18 protein-coding genes are annotated in these 16,432 nt (G+C 69.7%); 10 read left to right on the top strand and 8 right to left on the bottom strand.

The window, feature by feature from the left end; genetic code table 11:
- The first annotated feature begins 201 nt into the window (after positions 1 to 201).
- The 6 genes from ABZY91_RS00905 to ABZY91_RS00880 all read left to right on the top strand — a co-directional run bounded on the left by ABZY91_RS00905 (position 202) and on the right by ABZY91_RS00880 (position 6,416).
- The gene (locus ABZY91_RS00905) at positions 202 to 1,230 is read left to right on the top strand and encodes a phosphoadenosine phosphosulfate reductase (protein ID WP_355398814.1); all 1,029 of its coding nucleotides are present in this window, start codon (positions 202 to 204) and stop codon (positions 1,228 to 1,230) included.
- 132 nt (positions 1,231 to 1,362) lie between these two features.
- Positions 1,363 to 2,385, top strand: coding sequence for a hypothetical protein (locus tag ABZY91_RS00900; protein WP_355398812.1), 1,023 nt, complete (start codon positions 1,363 to 1,365; stop codon positions 2,383 to 2,385).
- An 82-nt stretch (positions 2,386 to 2,467) separates the two neighbouring features.
- Complete coding sequence (locus ABZY91_RS00895; protein WP_355398810.1) at positions 2,468 to 3,202, top strand: hypothetical protein; 735 nt, start codon at positions 2,468 to 2,470, stop codon at positions 3,200 to 3,202.
- Positions 3,203 to 3,382: 180 nt separating this feature from the next.
- Complete coding sequence (locus ABZY91_RS00890; protein ID WP_355398808.1) at positions 3,383 to 4,672, top strand: hypothetical protein; 1,290 nt, start codon at positions 3,383 to 3,385, stop codon at positions 4,670 to 4,672.
- Positions 4,673 to 4,716: 44 nt separating this feature from the next.
- Entirely contained in the window at positions 4,717 to 5,862 is a 1,146-nt protein-coding gene (locus ABZY91_RS00885) for a winged helix-turn-helix transcriptional regulator (protein ID WP_355398806.1), read from the top strand.
- Positions 5,863 to 5,942: 80 nt separating this feature from the next.
- The gene (locus tag ABZY91_RS00880) at positions 5,943 to 6,416 is read left to right on the top strand and encodes a hypothetical protein (RefSeq protein ID WP_355398804.1); all 474 of its coding nucleotides are present in this window, start codon (positions 5,943 to 5,945) and stop codon (positions 6,414 to 6,416) included.
- 302 nt (positions 6,417 to 6,718) lie between these two features.
- Here ABZY91_RS00880 and ABZY91_RS00875 read toward each other — a convergent pair whose 3' ends face one another.
- A complete protein-coding gene (locus ABZY91_RS00875) occupies positions 6,719 to 7,330 on the bottom strand; it encodes a hypothetical protein (RefSeq protein ID WP_355398803.1) in 612 nt (203 codons plus the stop codon).
- Positions 7,331 to 7,605: 275 nt separating this feature from the next.
- A complete protein-coding gene (locus ABZY91_RS00870) occupies positions 7,606 to 8,040 on the bottom strand; it encodes a hypothetical protein (protein WP_355398801.1) in 435 nt (144 codons plus the stop codon).
- A gap of 131 nt (positions 8,041 to 8,171) precedes the next feature.
- On the opposite strand from ABZY91_RS00870, the gene ABZY91_RS00865 reads away from it, so the two are divergent.
- A complete protein-coding gene (locus ABZY91_RS00865) occupies positions 8,172 to 8,672 on the top strand; it encodes a group II intron maturase-specific domain-containing protein (protein ID WP_355398799.1) in 501 nt (166 codons plus the stop codon).
- Positions 8,673 to 9,022: 350 nt separating this feature from the next.
- Here ABZY91_RS00865 and ABZY91_RS00860 read toward each other — a convergent pair whose 3' ends face one another.
- A complete protein-coding gene (locus ABZY91_RS00860; protein ID WP_355398798.1) occupies positions 9,023 to 9,706 on the bottom strand; it encodes a hypothetical protein in 684 nt (227 codons plus the stop codon).
- Positions 9,707 to 10,087: 381 nt separating this feature from the next.
- Here ABZY91_RS00860 and ABZY91_RS00855 point away from each other — a divergent pair, with 381 nt between their 5' ends.
- The 3 genes from ABZY91_RS00855 to ABZY91_RS00845 all read left to right on the top strand — a co-directional run bounded on the left by ABZY91_RS00855 (position 10,088) and on the right by ABZY91_RS00845 (position 12,576).
- Positions 10,088 to 11,011 carry a replication-relaxation family protein gene (locus ABZY91_RS00855; RefSeq protein WP_355398796.1) on the top strand — a complete coding sequence of 308 codons (924 nt, stop codon included), beginning with the start codon at positions 10,088 to 10,090 and terminating at the stop codon, positions 11,009 to 11,011.
- Between the two features lie 47 nt (positions 11,012 to 11,058).
- The gene (locus ABZY91_RS00850; protein WP_355398795.1) at positions 11,059 to 11,490 is read left to right on the top strand and encodes a hypothetical protein; all 432 of its coding nucleotides are present in this window, start codon (positions 11,059 to 11,061) and stop codon (positions 11,488 to 11,490) included.
- 438 nt (positions 11,491 to 11,928) lie between these two features.
- Positions 11,929 to 12,576 (top strand): hypothetical protein, encoded by a 648-nt coding sequence (locus ABZY91_RS00845; RefSeq protein ID WP_355398864.1) that lies wholly within the window; start codon positions 11,929 to 11,931, stop codon positions 12,574 to 12,576.
- Positions 12,577 to 12,618: 42 nt separating this feature from the next.
- On the opposite strand, the gene ABZY91_RS00840 is transcribed toward ABZY91_RS00845, so the two are convergent.
- The 5 genes from ABZY91_RS00840 to ABZY91_RS00820 all read right to left on the bottom strand — a co-directional run bounded on the left by ABZY91_RS00840 (position 12,619) and on the right by ABZY91_RS00820 (position 15,953).
- Positions 12,619 to 12,906: a hypothetical protein gene (locus ABZY91_RS00840; protein WP_355398794.1), complete on the bottom strand. Its 288-nt coding sequence runs from the start codon at positions 12,904 to 12,906 to the stop codon at positions 12,619 to 12,621.
- 95 nt (positions 12,907 to 13,001) lie between these two features.
- Entirely contained in the window at positions 13,002 to 13,454 is a 453-nt protein-coding gene (locus ABZY91_RS00835) for an IS5 family transposase (protein ID WP_355398862.1), read from the bottom strand.
- Positions 13,451 to 13,654, bottom strand: a complete 204-nt coding sequence (locus ABZY91_RS00830) for a hypothetical protein (RefSeq protein ID WP_355398792.1) — start codon at positions 13,652 to 13,654, stop codon at positions 13,451 to 13,453. The genes ABZY91_RS00835 and ABZY91_RS00830 overlap by 4 nt, the downstream gene beginning before the upstream one ends.
- Before the next feature lie 128 nt (positions 13,655 to 13,782).
- Positions 13,783 to 15,492: a hypothetical protein gene (locus tag ABZY91_RS00825; RefSeq protein ID WP_355398790.1), complete on the bottom strand. Its 1,710-nt coding sequence runs from the start codon at positions 15,490 to 15,492 to the stop codon at positions 13,783 to 13,785.
- The gene (locus ABZY91_RS00820; RefSeq protein WP_355398788.1) at positions 15,489 to 15,953 is read right to left on the bottom strand and encodes a hypothetical protein; all 465 of its coding nucleotides are present in this window, start codon (positions 15,951 to 15,953) and stop codon (positions 15,489 to 15,491) included. The genes ABZY91_RS00825 and ABZY91_RS00820 overlap by 4 nt, the downstream gene beginning before the upstream one ends.
- Positions 15,954 to 16,432 lie beyond the last annotated feature (479 nt).

Raw genomic sequence — 16,432 nt, 5'->3', positions numbered from 1 at the left:
GCGTCTGTGCCGGGAGCGGCAATCCTCCGGTCCGCTCGGGCCGCCTTCCGAGCGGCCGTCCCGCCCCGGCCGCGGGCCCGCACCCAACAGGTCCCCGGGCCGGGTCCCGAGCGGCAGCTCCCGGGTCCTCGCCTCACCGACCCCAAGTCCTTCTCTTCCGGCGCCCGCCCGTGCGCCCTTCCGCTCTCCCTGAGGAAGCTGATGAACAGCATCACCACGATCACCTCCGGCCCGGTGCCGGATCTCGCCGACTACGACATCATCTGCGGCAACCTGTCGGGCGGCGCGGACTCGCGCGTCATGCAGCACGCGCTGATGGAGGCCGCCGAAGCGGCCGGCGTCGCCGACCGGGTCTGGACGTTCCACGCCTCGCTCGGCCCGATGGAGTGGCCGTCGGTCACCTTCGGCGGCCGCCGCTACGCCAGCGTCGCCGAGCTGGCGGCGCAGCAGAGCAGCGAGTCCGGTGTTCCGCGCGAGCGGCACATGGAGCGCACCAAGATGCGCGACGACGGTGCCGGCGGTCTGGAACCCTACGACCTGCTGACCTACGTGGCGCTGTACGGGCGGTTCATGCGTCTGGGGACGCGCTACTGCACGAAGGGCTTCAAGGAGCAGTTGGAGGAGTCCTCGCACACACCGGAGGTCCAGCGGCTGCGGCCGGTGCTGGGCCGGCCGGTGCGGGTCCTGAAGGTGCTGGGGCTGCGGGGTGAGGAGTCGAGGGACCGATCTCGGCGGCTGTCCTACCGCACCGTCAAGTCGAACTCGGCGCGGCATGTGGACGAGTGGCTGCCGGTGAAGGAGTGGTCGAAGGCGCGGGTGCGGTCGCTCCATGTGGAGCGGGCATACGAGTGGCACTGGTGCTACGACTCGGAGCCCGGGGCGCTGGACTGGCTGGGGTCGAGCCGGTGTTCGTGCTCCAGCTGCTTCCTGGCAAGCCGGCGTGACAGCCTGCTGGGGGCGCGGCGGCGGCCGCGGATCGCGGAGGCGATCGCCCTGGTGGAGGAGGTGCGAGGGGACACCTTCCGACCGGACGTCAGTATGGCCGATCTGATCACGCTGTCGAGGCGGCCCGGTGCGCCGGCGCCGGGGATGGTGATCGAGGACGAGGGGCCCGAGTTCGCGCGCATGATGGAGAAGCTGGTCTGGGCGCTGGAGCAGGAGCCGCGCCGGCTGCCGGAGCTGTCGGTTTCCGCCCCGCCCCGCCGTTTGCTGCCGGTGGTCGATCTCTGACGCAGGCAGGTGCCGGATTCCGGAGGAGTGGGCCTCCCACACCGGGACCTAATGACTAATTCATGGTAGCCTTTCTCTTGTCAGGCCGGTTGGCTACCGGAAGGCGATCGAACCATACGCAAGGAGACCGTCATGTCGTCGACCAGTCCGGCCACGGCCGCCAAGGTGCACCCGGCCCAGCGGCAACGGGACACCTCGAACGACCTGCTGGTGCTGCGCCTGCGGATCTCCCGGCGCTCCGGCGCGGTGTCCATCCTGACGATGTCCGTTCCGGCTCCGCACCTCGACGCCATCGGCTGGCAGCTCTCCCATCTGGCGGCCTACGTCGGTGAACTGCACGCCAGCGGCCAGGACCCGACCGACGAAAACGCCTACGCGTTCCTACTCTCGCGCACGGCCTGGAGCTGGTACGAGTGGCAGCCGTTGCACGACACGCGGGTGACATGTCAGCTTGACGTCCTGCTCGGCCCGCTGGACGAGTGCGGCTGGCCCGCGATCTCACTGGTGCTCCTGGAGTCCGAGGACGGCGAGTGGGGATTCTCCCGCAAGCGGCTGCGCGGGGGCGTGTCAGCGGCCGTGAACGTCGTACTGGCGGAGATCGAGGGCGCGCACTCTCATCTGTGCTCGCAGGCGGCCCACGACCAGGAGGCGGAGACGGCGCGGCGCCGGGACGAGGCCATCACGTTGCTCGCCGAGGTGCGGGAGATCCACGGGCGGGCGCGGGGCAAGAGCAACTCGGAGGGCGCACGCAAGGCCCGGGCGGCGCTGCACCAGGCGCCCGACCACGAGCCCGGCACGTCCTCGTTCGTCCAGCTCGACCCGGTGCCGGATCGCCTTGAGACCTTCATCGGCCCGATCGCGGCGATCGACTCCCGCACCAACGACGCGGGCGAGACCGTCGTCCTGTTCACCATCGCCCACGAGCAGGGCAGCACCGGGACGGGCGGCTACGAGGTGCCGGAGAGGCTGCGGTGCACGGTGCGGGGCCCGGCCGCGAAGGCGGCGGCCTCCCTGCCGCCCGGCCGCCGCGTGATCGTGGTCGGCCGTCTCGCCCAGCAGGTCTACGTGTCCAAGCAGCAGAGGATCCCGCGCAGCCTCATCACCTTCGACGTCCACGCGCTGGGCCCCGACCTGGTCGGCCCCGGCCTCTCCTGAACCGGGGCGGCGCCCGCCACGGCGCCGCCCCACCCCGCCCGCCCCGTCCGGGGCCGGCCCGCCCCTCGACAGGAGCCCCATCATGTCGCAGCCCCACCGCATGCCCGACGGAGTCGACTGCCTCGACCTGGCGCGCGCAGTCGGTGCCCACCTGCCGGCCAGGCCCGGCCGGACCTGGCGCAGCCGGCGGGAACCCGACGTCACCTTCCGCGGCCACAAGGCCGCCTCGGTCGGCGACGGACAGCGGTCCCTGCTGCTGGCGGCCCTGCCGGAGGGCGTGGCCCTCGCGCCCTGGCCCGCCGCGGGCGGCGGCTTCGCCATCGCGGCCGGTGCCGGCGCCCTTCCCGAGCGCCTGGCGGAGGCCGCCGTCCGCTCGCACCTGCCCCGGCTCGACGCCGGCCTGGCCCGGGCCCTGTCCGAGGAGCAGCGGGCGGAGGCCGCCGGCGACCTCCTGCGGGATCTGGCGGCGGCCGTGCCGGGCCGGTTCGTGCAGCACGTCGGACGGCAGTGCCTGGTCCTGGACCTGCCCGGGGGCTGCCTGACCGTTCTGGTCGATCCCCTGTCGCTGGAGGTGGCGCTCACGGCCGACCCGGCCGGGACCCCGGGGGTCGGCGCGCTGCCGGCGGCGCGCTCCTGGCCGGCCTGGGCGCCCGCACCCCGGCTCGGGCAGGCGCCGCACGGGCTGCGTGCGCTCGGGCCCGAGGGCGGCGGCCACGGCGGTGCGGGCGTGCAGGTGTGCGGCGCCGATCTGGCCCTTGCCGTCCTCTCGCGCATGGCCGTCGCCGACACACCGTGGCCGTTGCGTGTGCGGGGGTGATTTCTTCCGGCACCGGATCGGGCCGGCGCACCGTCCGGCCTGGCCGTTTCCGGATTCGGCGGCATCCCGGGGCTGCGGACGGCGCGCCGGGAGTAGCTTCGATGTAAAATTCATGGTAGACATAGTCTTGTCACTTTGGGCGTCTCACCCAAACTCCACCCAGTCCCTCAGGAGGACAACATGATCATGCTCGGACGCGAGGTCATCGACCGCGAGGAGCTCGCCGCCCAGGCCGGCTGGCACGTCCGCTCGCTGAGCAATATGGGCGCCTACGCGCAGCTCACCCCCGTTGCCGGCGGCGGCCGCGGCAGCAAGGCGCTCTACGACCTGCAGCAGGCCGAGGTTCTCATCCGTAACCTGCAGAAGGAGAAGGCGGTGGCCCGGATGAAGAAGGACCGCCCGCAGATCGTCCCGGAGGCCATCCCGAGCCTGCCGGACTACAGCTCCTACACCGAGCACGAGCTGCGCGGGCTGATCCGCAGCTGGCTCGAACAGCAGGAGGAGGACGGCACCGTCGTCGGCCTGACGATGGAGAACCTGGACGCCATGGGCGAGCAGGACCTGCAGGACTGGGTCAGCGGCCACGAGCTCCTCACGCTGGAAGAGGCCCGCCTGGCGGTGCCGGAGGAGCGCCGCCCGACGCCCAAGACCTGGGAGTCCTACTACGCCAGGACCAAGGTCACCAGCCTGCCGGACCCGGACCGGACCTTCTTCGGCATGGACTTCTGGTTCCGGGAGACGATCGTGCGCTGGGACGCGGAGCAGCGCCGGAGGGTCGGGGACAACGCAGGCGGCCACCGCCCGGCCGGAAGCAAGAACAGCACCTGGGCGCCCAGTGAGTCCATGCAGGAGATCATCGCCCTGAGCGAGGAGCGGCGCGCGCAGGTGAACGCGCTCCACCGCGACAGGCCGGAGCTGACGGTCCCCGAGATCGCGGGCATCGTCGGAGTCAGCCCGCGGGCCGCGTTCCGCTACCTCCAGGAGGTTGCCGGCTCCGACACCTCCGACCGGGAGGAGACCGAGCACCGGCGCGCGGTGGTGCGCGAGCTCGTCCAGGCCGAACCGGACATCAGCGGCAGCGAGGTCGCCCGGCGCCTGGGCATCGGGTACACCACCGCCAACAGGTACCTCAACGAGCTCGGCCGGGAGAACGCCCGCCCCGAGGACAAGGCCGCCAAGCGCCGGGCCCAGGCCACCGAGCTCCTGCGGGAGAACCCGGACCTGACGGACGAGGACCTGGCCGCACGCCTCGGGGTGACCGCCGAGACCGCGGCAGCCTACCGCCGTGACCCCAGCGAGCCGACCGGCCCGACGAAGCGCGAGGAGGCGGAGCAGCGGCTGGCGCGCACGCGGAAGCTGCTGACGAAGAACCCGGACCTGGAAGCGGACGAGCTGGCCGCGATCCTCGGACTCAAGCCGGTCACGGCCGAGAAGTACCTGCGCGAGGCCCGGGAACCGAAGCAGCCGTAGGCGAGCCGGCCCGGCGACTCCCATAAGCCCTTCCGGAGAACATCATGATCATGATCGGACGTACGGTCATCGACCGCGACGGCCTGGCTGCTCTGACTGGCTGGAGCATCAGTTCACTGAACAGGAACGCCTTCAAGGCCATCACACCGGTGGCCGGCGGCGGGCGCGGTTCCAAGGCGCTCTACGACCTGGAACAGGCTGAGGCCCACGCTCGCAACCTGCGCAAAGACAAGCAAGCAATCGGGTCGGGTAAGTACGTCCGACTGGAGACCCTCCCCAACCTGCCGGACTACAGCACCTACTGCGACGAAGAGCTGTGGAGCGTGCTCCGTTCCTGGCTCGACCGGGCGATCGATGATGGTGAACTGGTCGACCTGACGGATGACCAGTTGGATGCCATGACCGAGGACGAACTGCAGGACTTCGTCAACGATCACGAGCTCCTCACCTTGGAGGAGGCCCGCCTGGCCGTGCCGCAGGACCAGCGGCTGACTAAGGCGACCTGGCAGTCCTACTACGCCGGGATCAAGGCCGCCAACAACCCGGACTACGGCAGTGTCAAGAAGACCAGGCTCCCGGACCCGGACCGCACTTTCTACGGCGTCGACTTCTGGTACCGCTGCACCATCGAGAAGTGGAACACCGAGGACCGCAAGCCCGTGGGCGGCGTGAAGGGCCAAGCCGTCGCGGCTGGCTGGCAGGAGCGGCTGAAGGCTGCCCACCAGGCCAGGCAGGCAAGGAGCATCGAACGCAAAACGCGGGTGTGCACGCTGTACCAACAGGATCATACGAGGCCCGTTACGGAGATCGCGGACGCCGTGGGGGTGAGCGAGGGCACCGCCTACCGCTATCTTCGCCAAGTCTTCGGCCCGGCCGTCCCTGGCAGGGAGGACACGAAGAGCCGGCGCATGGCGGTGCGCGAGCTCGTCCAGGCTGAACCGGGCATCAGCGGCAGCGAGGTCGCCCGGCGCCTGGGCATCGGGGGCACCACCGCCAACAGGTACCTCAACGAGCTCGGCCGGGAGAACGCCCGCCCCGAGGACAAGGCCGCCGAGCGCCACGAGCAGGCCGCCAAGCTCCTGAGGGAGAACCCGGACCTGGAGGCGGACGAGCTGGCCGCGATCCTCGCGCTCAAGCCGGTCACGACCGAGAAGTACCTGCACGAGGCGCGAGGGCCGGAGCAGCCGTAGGCAAGCCGGCCGGCGCTCCCGGCAGCGGGAGCATCCGCCGGCGGCCCCGCCACCCGACACACAACCTCAGGGAGATCGGCATGACCGACACCGGCATCGACAACCCCTCCGCCCTGTCCGACTTCGACTTCATGGAGCTCGTGGCCTTCGACAGCAAGGTCGACAGGGAGGGCTTCTGCTACGCCTACGAGAACTACCCCCCGCGCTTCGAGTCCCCCGAGCTCCAGGAGGTCGCGGTGGACTTCACGAGCATGCGCTCCTTCTACGGGGACCACGACGACCTGGTCGACCAGTGGTGGGAGACCGTGGGCGGCAGGGGCTGCGACTTGCACAACGCCCACATCGCCGAGGTCCAGCGGCGTAAGGACGACCTCTGCCTGTGGGGGGTGCTCTACGAGGACGGGCACAGGGTCCTGCAGAGGACCGAGGAGCAGCGGGAGAACTGGCTGGAGTACATGCGCCGCAACAACCCCGGACGCCCGGCCGCGGCGCTTCTCCACCGGAGCGAGCCCGGCGGCGAGTGGACCGAGAGTCCGCTGGCCGGTGCTCCCTGAATCCGTCGCCGTCTCTCCCTGTCCTATCTCAGATGATCTGGTCTGCGGGTAGGGCTGTGACCCGCAGCGACCAGATCAATTGAGACGCTGGGTGGCCGAGATTCTCAGGTGATCTGGTCCTGGACGGTTGGATGCCGGGTGTTGTCTCAGGTGATCTGGTCCGGTGACGTCGCTTCGAGCTGCTACCGGGGCCGGTGGCCAGCCATGATTGGTAGTCCCTGAAGCTCCTGTCGAGGCCGTCCGACCACGTCGAAGAACTCGGCGAGGCGTCGATGGCGTGATCACGGCCTCGGTCGGGGCACTCACGCCCGGTTGGAGAGAGGAGTTCGAAGCTCCACACGAAGTCGGATCGAGGTGTCTATGGGCAGGCCCCTTCTGGAGTAGCGGAGCTCCTTCGAGTGGTTCGCGATGAGGTCAAGGTCCCGCAGCTGCCTTTGCAACTCGGAAGCCAGAGCTTCGTCCGAATCAGGGACGAGCTCGTCTTCGTCCTGTTCGGCGAGGTACTCCAGGTGTTGGTCAACGGCTTCCGTCGCCCGGCGGCTGGTCCAGGTGGCGAAGTCGTAGCAGCCGATCAGATAGGCGTGCGCGGCGTACAACGTCGCGGCTGCGGCCGACTCGTCCGCATCGTCGGGCCCGTCCTGGCCGTCGTTGTGGCAGTACTCGCTGAGCATGTACTCGGCGACACCGCGCTTCACCGCCGAGAAGGCCGTCGTGTCGCCGAGGACGCCCTCCCACACGGAGTCCAACAGGGGGCGCAGGCCCACGGTGAACGGCGCCTGCTCGTCCTCGGGTAGGGCCTCGTGCCAGCTCATGAGCCGTTCCGCGACACCGGCAGTGAACACGCTGCGTTCGCTGGCCGACGCCACCTTCAGCCGCTCCTCCACCAGCACCGAAAGCTCTTGCCACCTGTCCATCCGAACCGTCCCCGCGTCGTGTAGCCGGCGTGCTCACGCCTGCAGCCGCGATCATCGCATTCACCAAGGACAACGCATCAAGCACGGATCCTTGGCGCGAACTGCGGGATACGACTGACGCGGCTTCCCCGTCCACGGACCAGATCAACTGCGACGCCGAGCCAGTCGGACCAGATCAGCTGAGACAGGGGCCAGATCGCTTGAAATGGGACACCCCCGGCGTAGGCGGCGACAACCTTGGTGGCTGTCCCGTCGCATCGAACTTTGACGGCGTCTCAGCGAAGTTTGACCGGCTGGTACGGCTGCTGGTCGTGGCTGAGGTGCAGGGACTGGTCGACGTACCGCCAGGCGATGCTGTGTCTGCTCAGCGCCCATGCCTCGGACCCGTGCCGGGCTTTCTCCACCCAGCTCCGGAGCTCGGGCAGCGCCTGTTCGCGCAGGACCTGGCGGGCGGTGGCTCGCTCACTGCTCGGGAGGGGGCCGACGGTGATCCAGACACTCGACCACCAGTCGGGAGGGAGGCCGGTGCCGTAGTTCGATCCGGTCGGTGGCACCCACCTGGCCTGGAGGAGAGTCCCGTCCGTCCAGTGGTGGTCGAAGAAGCTGAGCTGGAGGGCGTTGGAGGGCGTCTCACCGAGGGCGGAGCAGATGTCCGTCGAGGTGAGCGGCCACGACAGGTGCCGCGGCAAGCGGCGGTTACGAGCTGGCACGCGCCCGAGGATCGCAGACAACATGGTCAGGGCACCAAGGCATTTCGGGCCGGCCCTCCGCAGAGCCCGGTCAAACTCCGGTGAGACAAACCCACGCCGGTCAAACGCAGATCGCAGCGGTCCTCTCCACGATGGGCCTGCGCCTGTCGCAGGAGAAGACCCTGATCACCCACATCGAGCAGGGCCTGGACTTCCTCGGCTGGCACATCCAGCGCCACCGAAAGCCAGGCACCAACCGGTACTACGTCTACACCTACCCCGCCAAGAAAGCCCTGCGGGCGATCATGGCCAAGGTCAAGACACTGTGCCGCGAGGTCGGCACGAACCAGCCGCTCGACGCCCTGCTCCTCCGGCTCAACCCGGCGGTGCGGGGCTGGTGCGCCTACTTCCGGCCCGGAGTGTCCTTCGCGACCTTCTCCTACCTGCGCCACTACATGTGGCACACGGTCTGGCGATGGGTTCAGCGGAAACACCCCAAGACGGCCTGGAAGCAGATCCGTCGCCACTACGGCGGTCGCGGATCTTGGTGGGCCAGCGAGAACAGGGAGCTGTTCAACCCCATCTCGGTAGGCACCACGCGCTACCGCTACCGCGGAGCAGCCATCCCCACTCCCTGGCCGATCACGGGATGAGAACCACCACCACGAGGCCCTCCGGGGCTTGTGGAGAGCCGGGTGCGGTGCCAAGCCGCACGCCCGGTTCGGGAAGCGGCTCCGGGGAAACGGGCCGGTCGAAACCCATGGTGCTCGGAAGCATGCCTCAGTAAGCACATTGACCAGTGCCGCAACGACCCGAAGAAATGTCCAGTTTGCGGGGTGTCGATAGCTAGTCGCCTTCCTGGAATGGGTGGTAAGACTCGCCAGTGGTGCTCGCCCAACTGCTGTCACCAAGCCTTTCGTTGGAGAGCGGAGTTCCGCGATCGCTCGCTTCTCCCACGTCTGCCGCTGTCCCGCCAGGCACGCCAAACCCTGAGCAGGAACCGCTACAGCGGCGCCTCGTTGACGTTGTCCTTGACGCCTCCTCGCAGGCCCCACTCATCCAGGCCCGAGTAGATCGTCGCAGTGCGGCCCCGTGGAAAGGAGAGAGCCTCGGCCTCCCCTGAGTAGATCGCCACCAAGGAGTCAGCTCCTCGCCACCAGGTGTCGGCCACACCCTTCACTTCGTGCACTGGCTCGTACCCATCCAGCACGATGCCGTCGACATCGTCGCCGCTGACCTTGACGATCTTCTTTGCCCACATGGAGGCGTGGTGAGCCAGGGCGAGCGACTCCACCCAGCCCTCGACGGTGGCGTGAAGGGGAGCCCACTGACCTGCGTGAATGCCGAATTCACCGGACGGCCCGATCATGAATGAGAAGGGGACCGCGGTCCGCTGCATTCCGGCCTCAAACCACCACCCTTCCGAGGCTGAGCCCTCGGGCGAGTCCGCTTCGAGGTACCTGGGTCCGCCGTCGTACTCGGGCGCGGGTGGCAGGACCAGGCCACCCCATCTCTCTTGGTATGCCGCCATCCGGTCAATGACTGCCGCCGGGATGTCTCGCTCAAGCCACCACTGTCTGTGCTCCTCGATCGACTGGACGTCAACCCTGACGCCGTGCGCGCCGACGAACGATCGGGCTCGTTGAGTCAAGCCGTCAGGGACATCGTGGAAGAGGTTGAGATTCACCAGGGTGACGCTACCCAGTAGTCGGAGTTGCCTCGGAACCAGGGCGCTCCCGGCGTGAGCAGCCCAAGTCAGCGGATGAACTGCGGTCTGGGCCGAGGGGCAGGGACCCTCACCCAAGACATGGCATCAGTCCAACTTCGCTGTCCCAAACTGCCAAGTGATCCATCTTGGATGGCACGACCGACTATCGGTCCAACTTCAGTGGCATGCCGTCCAACTTCACTGTCGCGGGACACCAGTGGCCGTACGGCCACCAAGGACGGATACCTTGGAGGCAGGCGTTACGGACTCGTGCTCCGGGACGTCCCTGCCTCCAAGGTCTCCACCAAGGGTCGCGGGATTGAGTGGCGTGTTCCGCTCCGTATCCCGAGGAGGTTCCTGGTGAACCCGACCTTCGCGCCCAGCGCCCTGGCCTACATGGCCCTGGCGGCGCTCTACCAGCACCGCTCCGCCACAACGTCCCAGCTCCACGAGATGCTCTGCCCCGACAAGGACATCAGCTACGTCCGCCAGCAGTTGCGGATGCTGCGGAAGGAAGAGCTGGTGGAGGCGGTGACGCTGCGCCAGCCGCGTACTGCCCTGCTGCACTACCTGACCGACCGGGGCCGGTCGGTGGCCGCGGAGCTGCCGGAGGTGAGCGACCGCACCAGCCCGCTGCAGAACCTGGCCGACGTGACGGCGCGGATCCTGCTCCCGCACTCCCAGGCGGTACTGGCCGCTCACCTCGCGTTCCTGGCGGATGCCCGCCGGCGGGGTGACGACTACGGCCCGCTCGACTGGGCTCCGGAGACCATGCACCGCCTGTCCGACCGCAGCAAGGCGGACGCGGTGCGGGCGGACGCGCTGATGCGCTACACGGCCAACCGCTCGGACGGCCGGGTGCACCTGCGGGCCTTCGTCGAGGTCGACCGGGCGACGTACGGAAGCGAGAAGCTGACCGGCAAGCTCACCGCCTACGCCCGCTTCTGGCAGCTGCGCCCCTTCCAGGGGGCGGGACGGCGGCCCACCATCGAGAGCTCCCAGGCCGCGCCGCTGTGGACGGAGTACTACCCGAAGTTCCCGCGGCTGCTGTTCGTGTTCGCCGGAGGCTCCCGGAGGACCATGCTCAACCGTATCGAGGACCTCCAAGCCGCCGCGGGCGGCCACCGGCGGGTCGTCGAGATGCTCCAGGAGGTCAAGGCCGGCGCCGCCCTACTGGAGGAGATCAGCCCGACCAAGGAGCGGCCGGACCTCAGCCCGTCGTCTCCCGCGTGGGTGTCCCTCACCGATCCCGACCGTCCGGCCTGCGGCTGGATGGACCTGTAGCCCAGCTGTCCGAACCACCGTCCGAGGAGAATCCCGTACCCCAGGCCTTGCAGATCGACCCCGACGGCACGGTCGAGGTCATCGCCCTGCCCGACGACCGGGCCACCCGCGACCGCTCGATCACCTCCCGCTTGTCCGGGCCGGCCGCACCCGGCTGCTACCACCGGCAGGCCACGATGCACCTCCATGACAACGGGCAGCACAACAGGCTGCCCGACAACCCGATCGCCACCGCGCTGGCGTGCGTCTGGCGCGGCCTGGACATCACCTACGACGCCACGTACTTCCTGCCGGGCCGGGTCGTCATCACTTCGGTCGACGGCGCGTCGCACCTCCCGCCCGACCTCGTCGGCGAGGCCCTCGCGGTGACGGAGGCCGTTCACCTGCTGCTCGCCGACGGACGTACGGCCCCCTGGGGCGAAGTGCTGAGGGCCGCCAGTACCGCCCGGGAAGGCGCCGGGCGCGGAAAGTCCGCCTGAGCGGGGCCACGGGCGGCCAGGGCTGGAAGCGGACGGCCGGATGCGATCCGCGCCGCCGACTGGCCCCGTTCCGCCGTCCGGGCCCGGCTCCGGCCGGGCCATCGCCATCTGCTCCCCCTCCCCGATCCTCACAACAGCAGCACCGAGACAAGCCGATGCCCTCGCCCCGTACTCACGGGGCGAGGGCATCGCCGTTTCCGCCCGGCCGCCTGGCGGCCACCGTTCAGCGGGCTACTGGCGCACACCACTTGTTCTGGGCGTGCGGTATTCCCTGGAACGGGGTGTCTGCGTACGCGTTGACGCGCTCAGTCGAGTGCAGATGAAAAAGAGGCTCAGTTCCCGTGTTGATTCAGGCTCGCCAGATGCAAGGCGGGCGGCCCGACGTAATCGGAAGGCGTCACAGGCAAGCGATGCGGCACACTTCGTCGGGTGATCGTGATGCAGCCTGTCCTGGAGAACCGCGTCCCTGACAGCTTCGACTTTTGGCCCGTCGCCGAGGACGGGCCAGCCGCCTTTCTGCCTCTCAGCGGCGGGCTCTCGCCGGCCGAGGTCGGGACGGCCGTGATGCGCATCGCCAGCTGCAACGACATCGACCCCGAGGACGACCCTGACAACGATCGCCCGCCCCGGCCTGCGGATCCGCTCGGTTCTTTCCTTCACGGACTGTTGACCTTCGACACCCCTTTCGCAGCCGGCGGCCTGCGGGTCACCGACGACTCCACCGGGATCACGTTCCTGCCGGGCTGCTGCGACGGCCTGGAAGACTGGCGCATCTGGCACCAACTCGTCGACAAGGACGGCGTGCTCTGGTTCGGCCACGACCCCGTGTCACCGGTCGCGGAGCGCTCCGGCGACACAGTCCGGCTCACGGTCGACGCCGAGCAGAGCGACAGCTCAGTGATCGAACTGTCCGTCACCGAGCTCCGCCGTCTGCTAGCCGGTGCAGAACGCGACCTGACCAGCTTCCTCACGCTAGCTACCGGCTGGATCCACCAGCACCTGCCGCCCGGCCACCAGGCTGCCGTCACCGCTGCCCTCGCCCGGGTTCTCGACCTGCCCGGGCCCGTCGTGCCGCCGGAGCACTAGGGCGCGTTTCAGAAGTGGCCAAGCGGACGCGTTCCTGCGGGATCAGAGGCTGCGGATAGCTTCACCGAGGTCGCTTCCGTAGGACGACCAGCAGATCACTGATCCGTCGGAGTCGACTTGTCCCATGTACCAGTCGTCGCCACCCTTGGCCCTCACCAAGCACAGGCCCTGGAAGCCGATGATGACCTCGGGCGGGAGCTCCTCGTAGTCGGACTGTCCTGCCAGCTCCACCACCACCAACCGCTGGAGCGAGAGCAAAGCTGCAGTCTCGTCTCCCGATAGAACGCGTACGCGTTCGAGCGTCCATCCGTCAGGCAGGGCAGAAGTCACGACGCAAGGGTCGCAGTTTCGGGCGAAGGACTTCCACCTGATTGCCGCCTCGCATATGAACGGGGTCAGCTGGTTTCCGACGGGTCCACCAGGGCTCACAACCACTCGTTGATCGTGGCCACGACCACCGTGGCCTCGTATCGGACGGCGAGTTTGTCGTATCGAGTCGCGACGGCCCGGTGCCTCTTGAGGCGGTTGATCCCGCATTCGACAGCGTGGCGTTCGCGGTAGTCGGTCTTGTCGAACTTGGGCGGCCTACCACCGCGGATGCCGCGCTTCTTTCGGTTGCGGATCTGATCGGTCTTCTCCGGGATGGTGCAGGAGATCCCGCGCCTTCGCAGGTAAGCGCGGTTCGCGCGGGAGCCGTATGCCCTGTCCGCACGAACCTTGCGGGGCTTGGTGCGCGGGCGTCCCGCACCGATGCGCGGCACGCTGACGCGGTCGAGGACAGCCTGGAACTGCGGACTGTCATGGCGGTGGCCAGCGGTGATGACGAGAGACAACGGCTTCTGCCCCTGCTCCACCGCGAGGTGGACCTTGGTCGTCAGCCCGCCCCGGGAGCGTCCGAGCCCATGATCCGCCGGTTCGATGTCGACGCCGCCAGGCGGTTCTCGCTGGAGATCCCCATTTTGCGGGCGCCGGCGGCGTGCTGGTGCGCGCGGGCGATGGTGGAGTCGACGCTGACGTCCCAGATGATCAGCCCATCGGCATCGGCTTGGGCCTGGAGCTGCTTGAGGATCCGCAACATCGTTGAATTGGTTACGCGCCCCAGGTCACTGCCTGAACAAGGCCCCTGCGGCTCCGAAGCAGCCCATCTGAACTGCACCGGAGCCACTTGCACTTCAGGAACTGTTGTTGCATCGGACGCAATAGCGCTCACTTGAGTGCCCGCTGGAGGTCGTCCAGGCAGTCGGGGCACATCGCCAGCGGAGGAGGCGTGCCGCGGCCCGGCCGCCCGCACACCCCCGTCCCGAGGCCTGCGGGCCCGGGTGCCTGGCACCTCCAGGTCACCGGCCCGGCGGCGCCGGCCTGCCCGACGGCCACCGGCACGTCGGCCACGGCCCCGGCACCGGCGGCGTCCTGGTCCCCGGTCTGCTCCTCCAGGCGGCGCCGGGCCGCCTCGGCCTGACGCTCCGTCTCCCGAAGCCCGCAGGCCCGGCACTCCTCTCCGGAGGCGAGCAGGACTCCGCGCTCGCAGTCGGGCCGCTCGCAGTCCTGCCGGCTCAGGACCGTGGCCAGGAAGCCGACCGCTCCGCGGATCTCGCCGCTGGCAACCCGCTCCGGCGCGTCGGCCCTCCACCAGCCCGCGTTGATCCTGGCCAGCGCGTGCTCGGCGGTACGGCCCGCCGTCAGCAGGTCCCGCACCGCGCGGCGCAGCGGGGGCACCCGCAGCGCGGGGTGCTTGCTGATGCCCAGGGCGTCGATGGCCGCGAAGACGGTCTCCTCCCCGGGGACGGGGCGGGAGGGTGCGGTGCGGATGGTCTTGGTGCGGGGCTTCTTGGTTCGGTCGGCGGCCGAGCCGCCACGGGCGGCGGGCTTGGGGGCGCGGGCCGCGCGCGGCTCGCGCGCCTTACCCCCTGTACCAGCCCTACGGGCGTCCGGAAGGGGCTCGCCGTCACGGTTCTCACTACTTCTATTAATGGTATCCGCGTGGTGGGTAGACCCCTGTCCGCCTGATGGGTAGACCCCCGTCCGCGTGGTGGGTAGACCCCCCCTGTCCGCGTGGTGGGTAGACCCCCCGGTGAACTGGGCGATCTCCCGCTCCTCCCGGACAGCGGCGCGGGCGCGCCACAGCCGGCCGTCGAGGAGGGCGTAGTTGGAGGGCAGGCGCCCGCCACCTTCGTCCTTGGGGGCGTACTGCTCCTTCATCAGGAGGACGCCGTCGGCGCGCAGCTGGGCGAGGGCGTCGGTGACGGCGGTGCGGCCGAGACCGGTGCAGGCCATGAGCTCGCGGATCGTGGGCGGGCGTTCGGTGATGGCCCGGCTGGTCAGGTTCACGAAGGACGCGATGGCGGCGTAGACGGCCTTGTAGTTCGGGGTGCGGCAGCCGCAGGTCGCGATGCGGGCGTCGAGTTTGATGAAGTCGATGCCGGGGGTGCGCAGGACGCGGGGTACGGGTCGGCCGTCGGCGCCGAGCAGGGGGTGGGTCTGGGGCGGGTTGGCGGCGCGTTCGAGGACCTGGCGGGCCCAGCGTTCGCGGTCGGTGAGCCGGTAGAGGTTGGCGTCGGCGGCGCCGGGGTGGTCGGGGTTCTGCTGGGGCTGGACGATCAGGACCTCGCGGCCGACCAGGTCGGCGACGGCGCGGTCGAAGGTGTTGGCGGTGCGGCCCATGCAGGCGGCGACGGTCTTGCGGTAGGGCAGCAGGGCGTGGCGGCGTGCGGGGGACCAGCCGGCCACGGATTCGGCGGTGAGCGTGGTGTGGTGCTCCATGTCGGCGAACGCGGCCAGGGCCATGTAGGCGGCCTTGCTCGTGACGGGGCAGGAGGGGTCGCGGGCGATGCGGACGTCGAACTCGATGTAGTCCAGGCCGAGGCCGTCGAGGGTTCCGTCCGCTCCGGTGGACAGCTGGACGAGGAAGTCGGTCACCGCTGCCCCGTTCCGCTGCTGGCGCCGGGGATGTCGGCGGGGGCGGTGCCGTTCGGCTGGTGGACGACCGTGTTGAAGGGGTCGCCGGTCTGCTTCGCCGTCAGCGCGTTGCGGTCGATGTCCGCGATCGCGGCCTGGACGACGGCCACGAGGAGTTCGGAGGCCTGGCGGGTGTAGGGGTGGTGCTCGCCGAACGCCAGGAGGCAGTCCTCGATGAGGCCGTTCGCCCAGAAGCGGGCGATGTGCAGGCGCCCTTCGCTGAGGACGACGAGCACGGCCTCGTACTCGCCGCGGTACCAGCGTGGGGGAAGGGGATGGCACGGCGGCCGGGCCGGGAGCGCCGGAGGCAGGTTGGCCGGGGCGGTCCGCGTCCGCCGGCGGTGGACGAGCGCCACCGCGGTCAGCACCGCGGCGGCGGTCGGGACGCCGAGGGCGGACAGCAGGATCGGAAGGGGCGGCATCGCGGACGGCTCCTCGGTTCGTACGGGTTCGATGCCCGAGGTAACCCCGCGACTGTTGGTGCGGAGCTTGGTGCTGGGGGCTCGTCCGGTAACGGCTGTACAACTCCGCGTACCAGGGGTTCCGGGATGTCTTGGTGGCCGACCCGGCGCTTGTGCCGACGGCGGGCGCCGTTGCGCAGAGCGGGGCGGCGTTGCGCATGCGCAGGCCGGGGCGTTGCGCATGCGCAGCGGGGTGATTGCGCATGCGCAAGGCGAACACCTGTGCGCATGCGCGGCGCGGCGTCCCGCGCATCCTGTCGGATGATCTTGCGCAGGAGTCCGCTCCGCCGCCCGGGGTGGGGCCGGGCGCCGGGCCGTCTGCGGGCGCGGCGCGCGGCCCAGCGGCCCAGCGGCGCCGCTCCCGGGGAACGGCCGTCGGGGGCAGGCTGCGCAAGGGCACCTCTGCGCGGGAGGGGTACCGGCGGGGACCCTGCGGCGGT

It is taken from the genome of Kitasatospora sp. NPDC002965, from assembly GCF_040611255.1.
Classification (GTDB): domain Bacteria; phylum Actinomycetota; class Actinomycetes; order Streptomycetales; family Streptomycetaceae; genus Kitasatospora.
The sequence above is the reverse complement of the archived record's forward strand: the minus strand, read 5'-3'. Positions and strand labels throughout refer to the sequence as shown.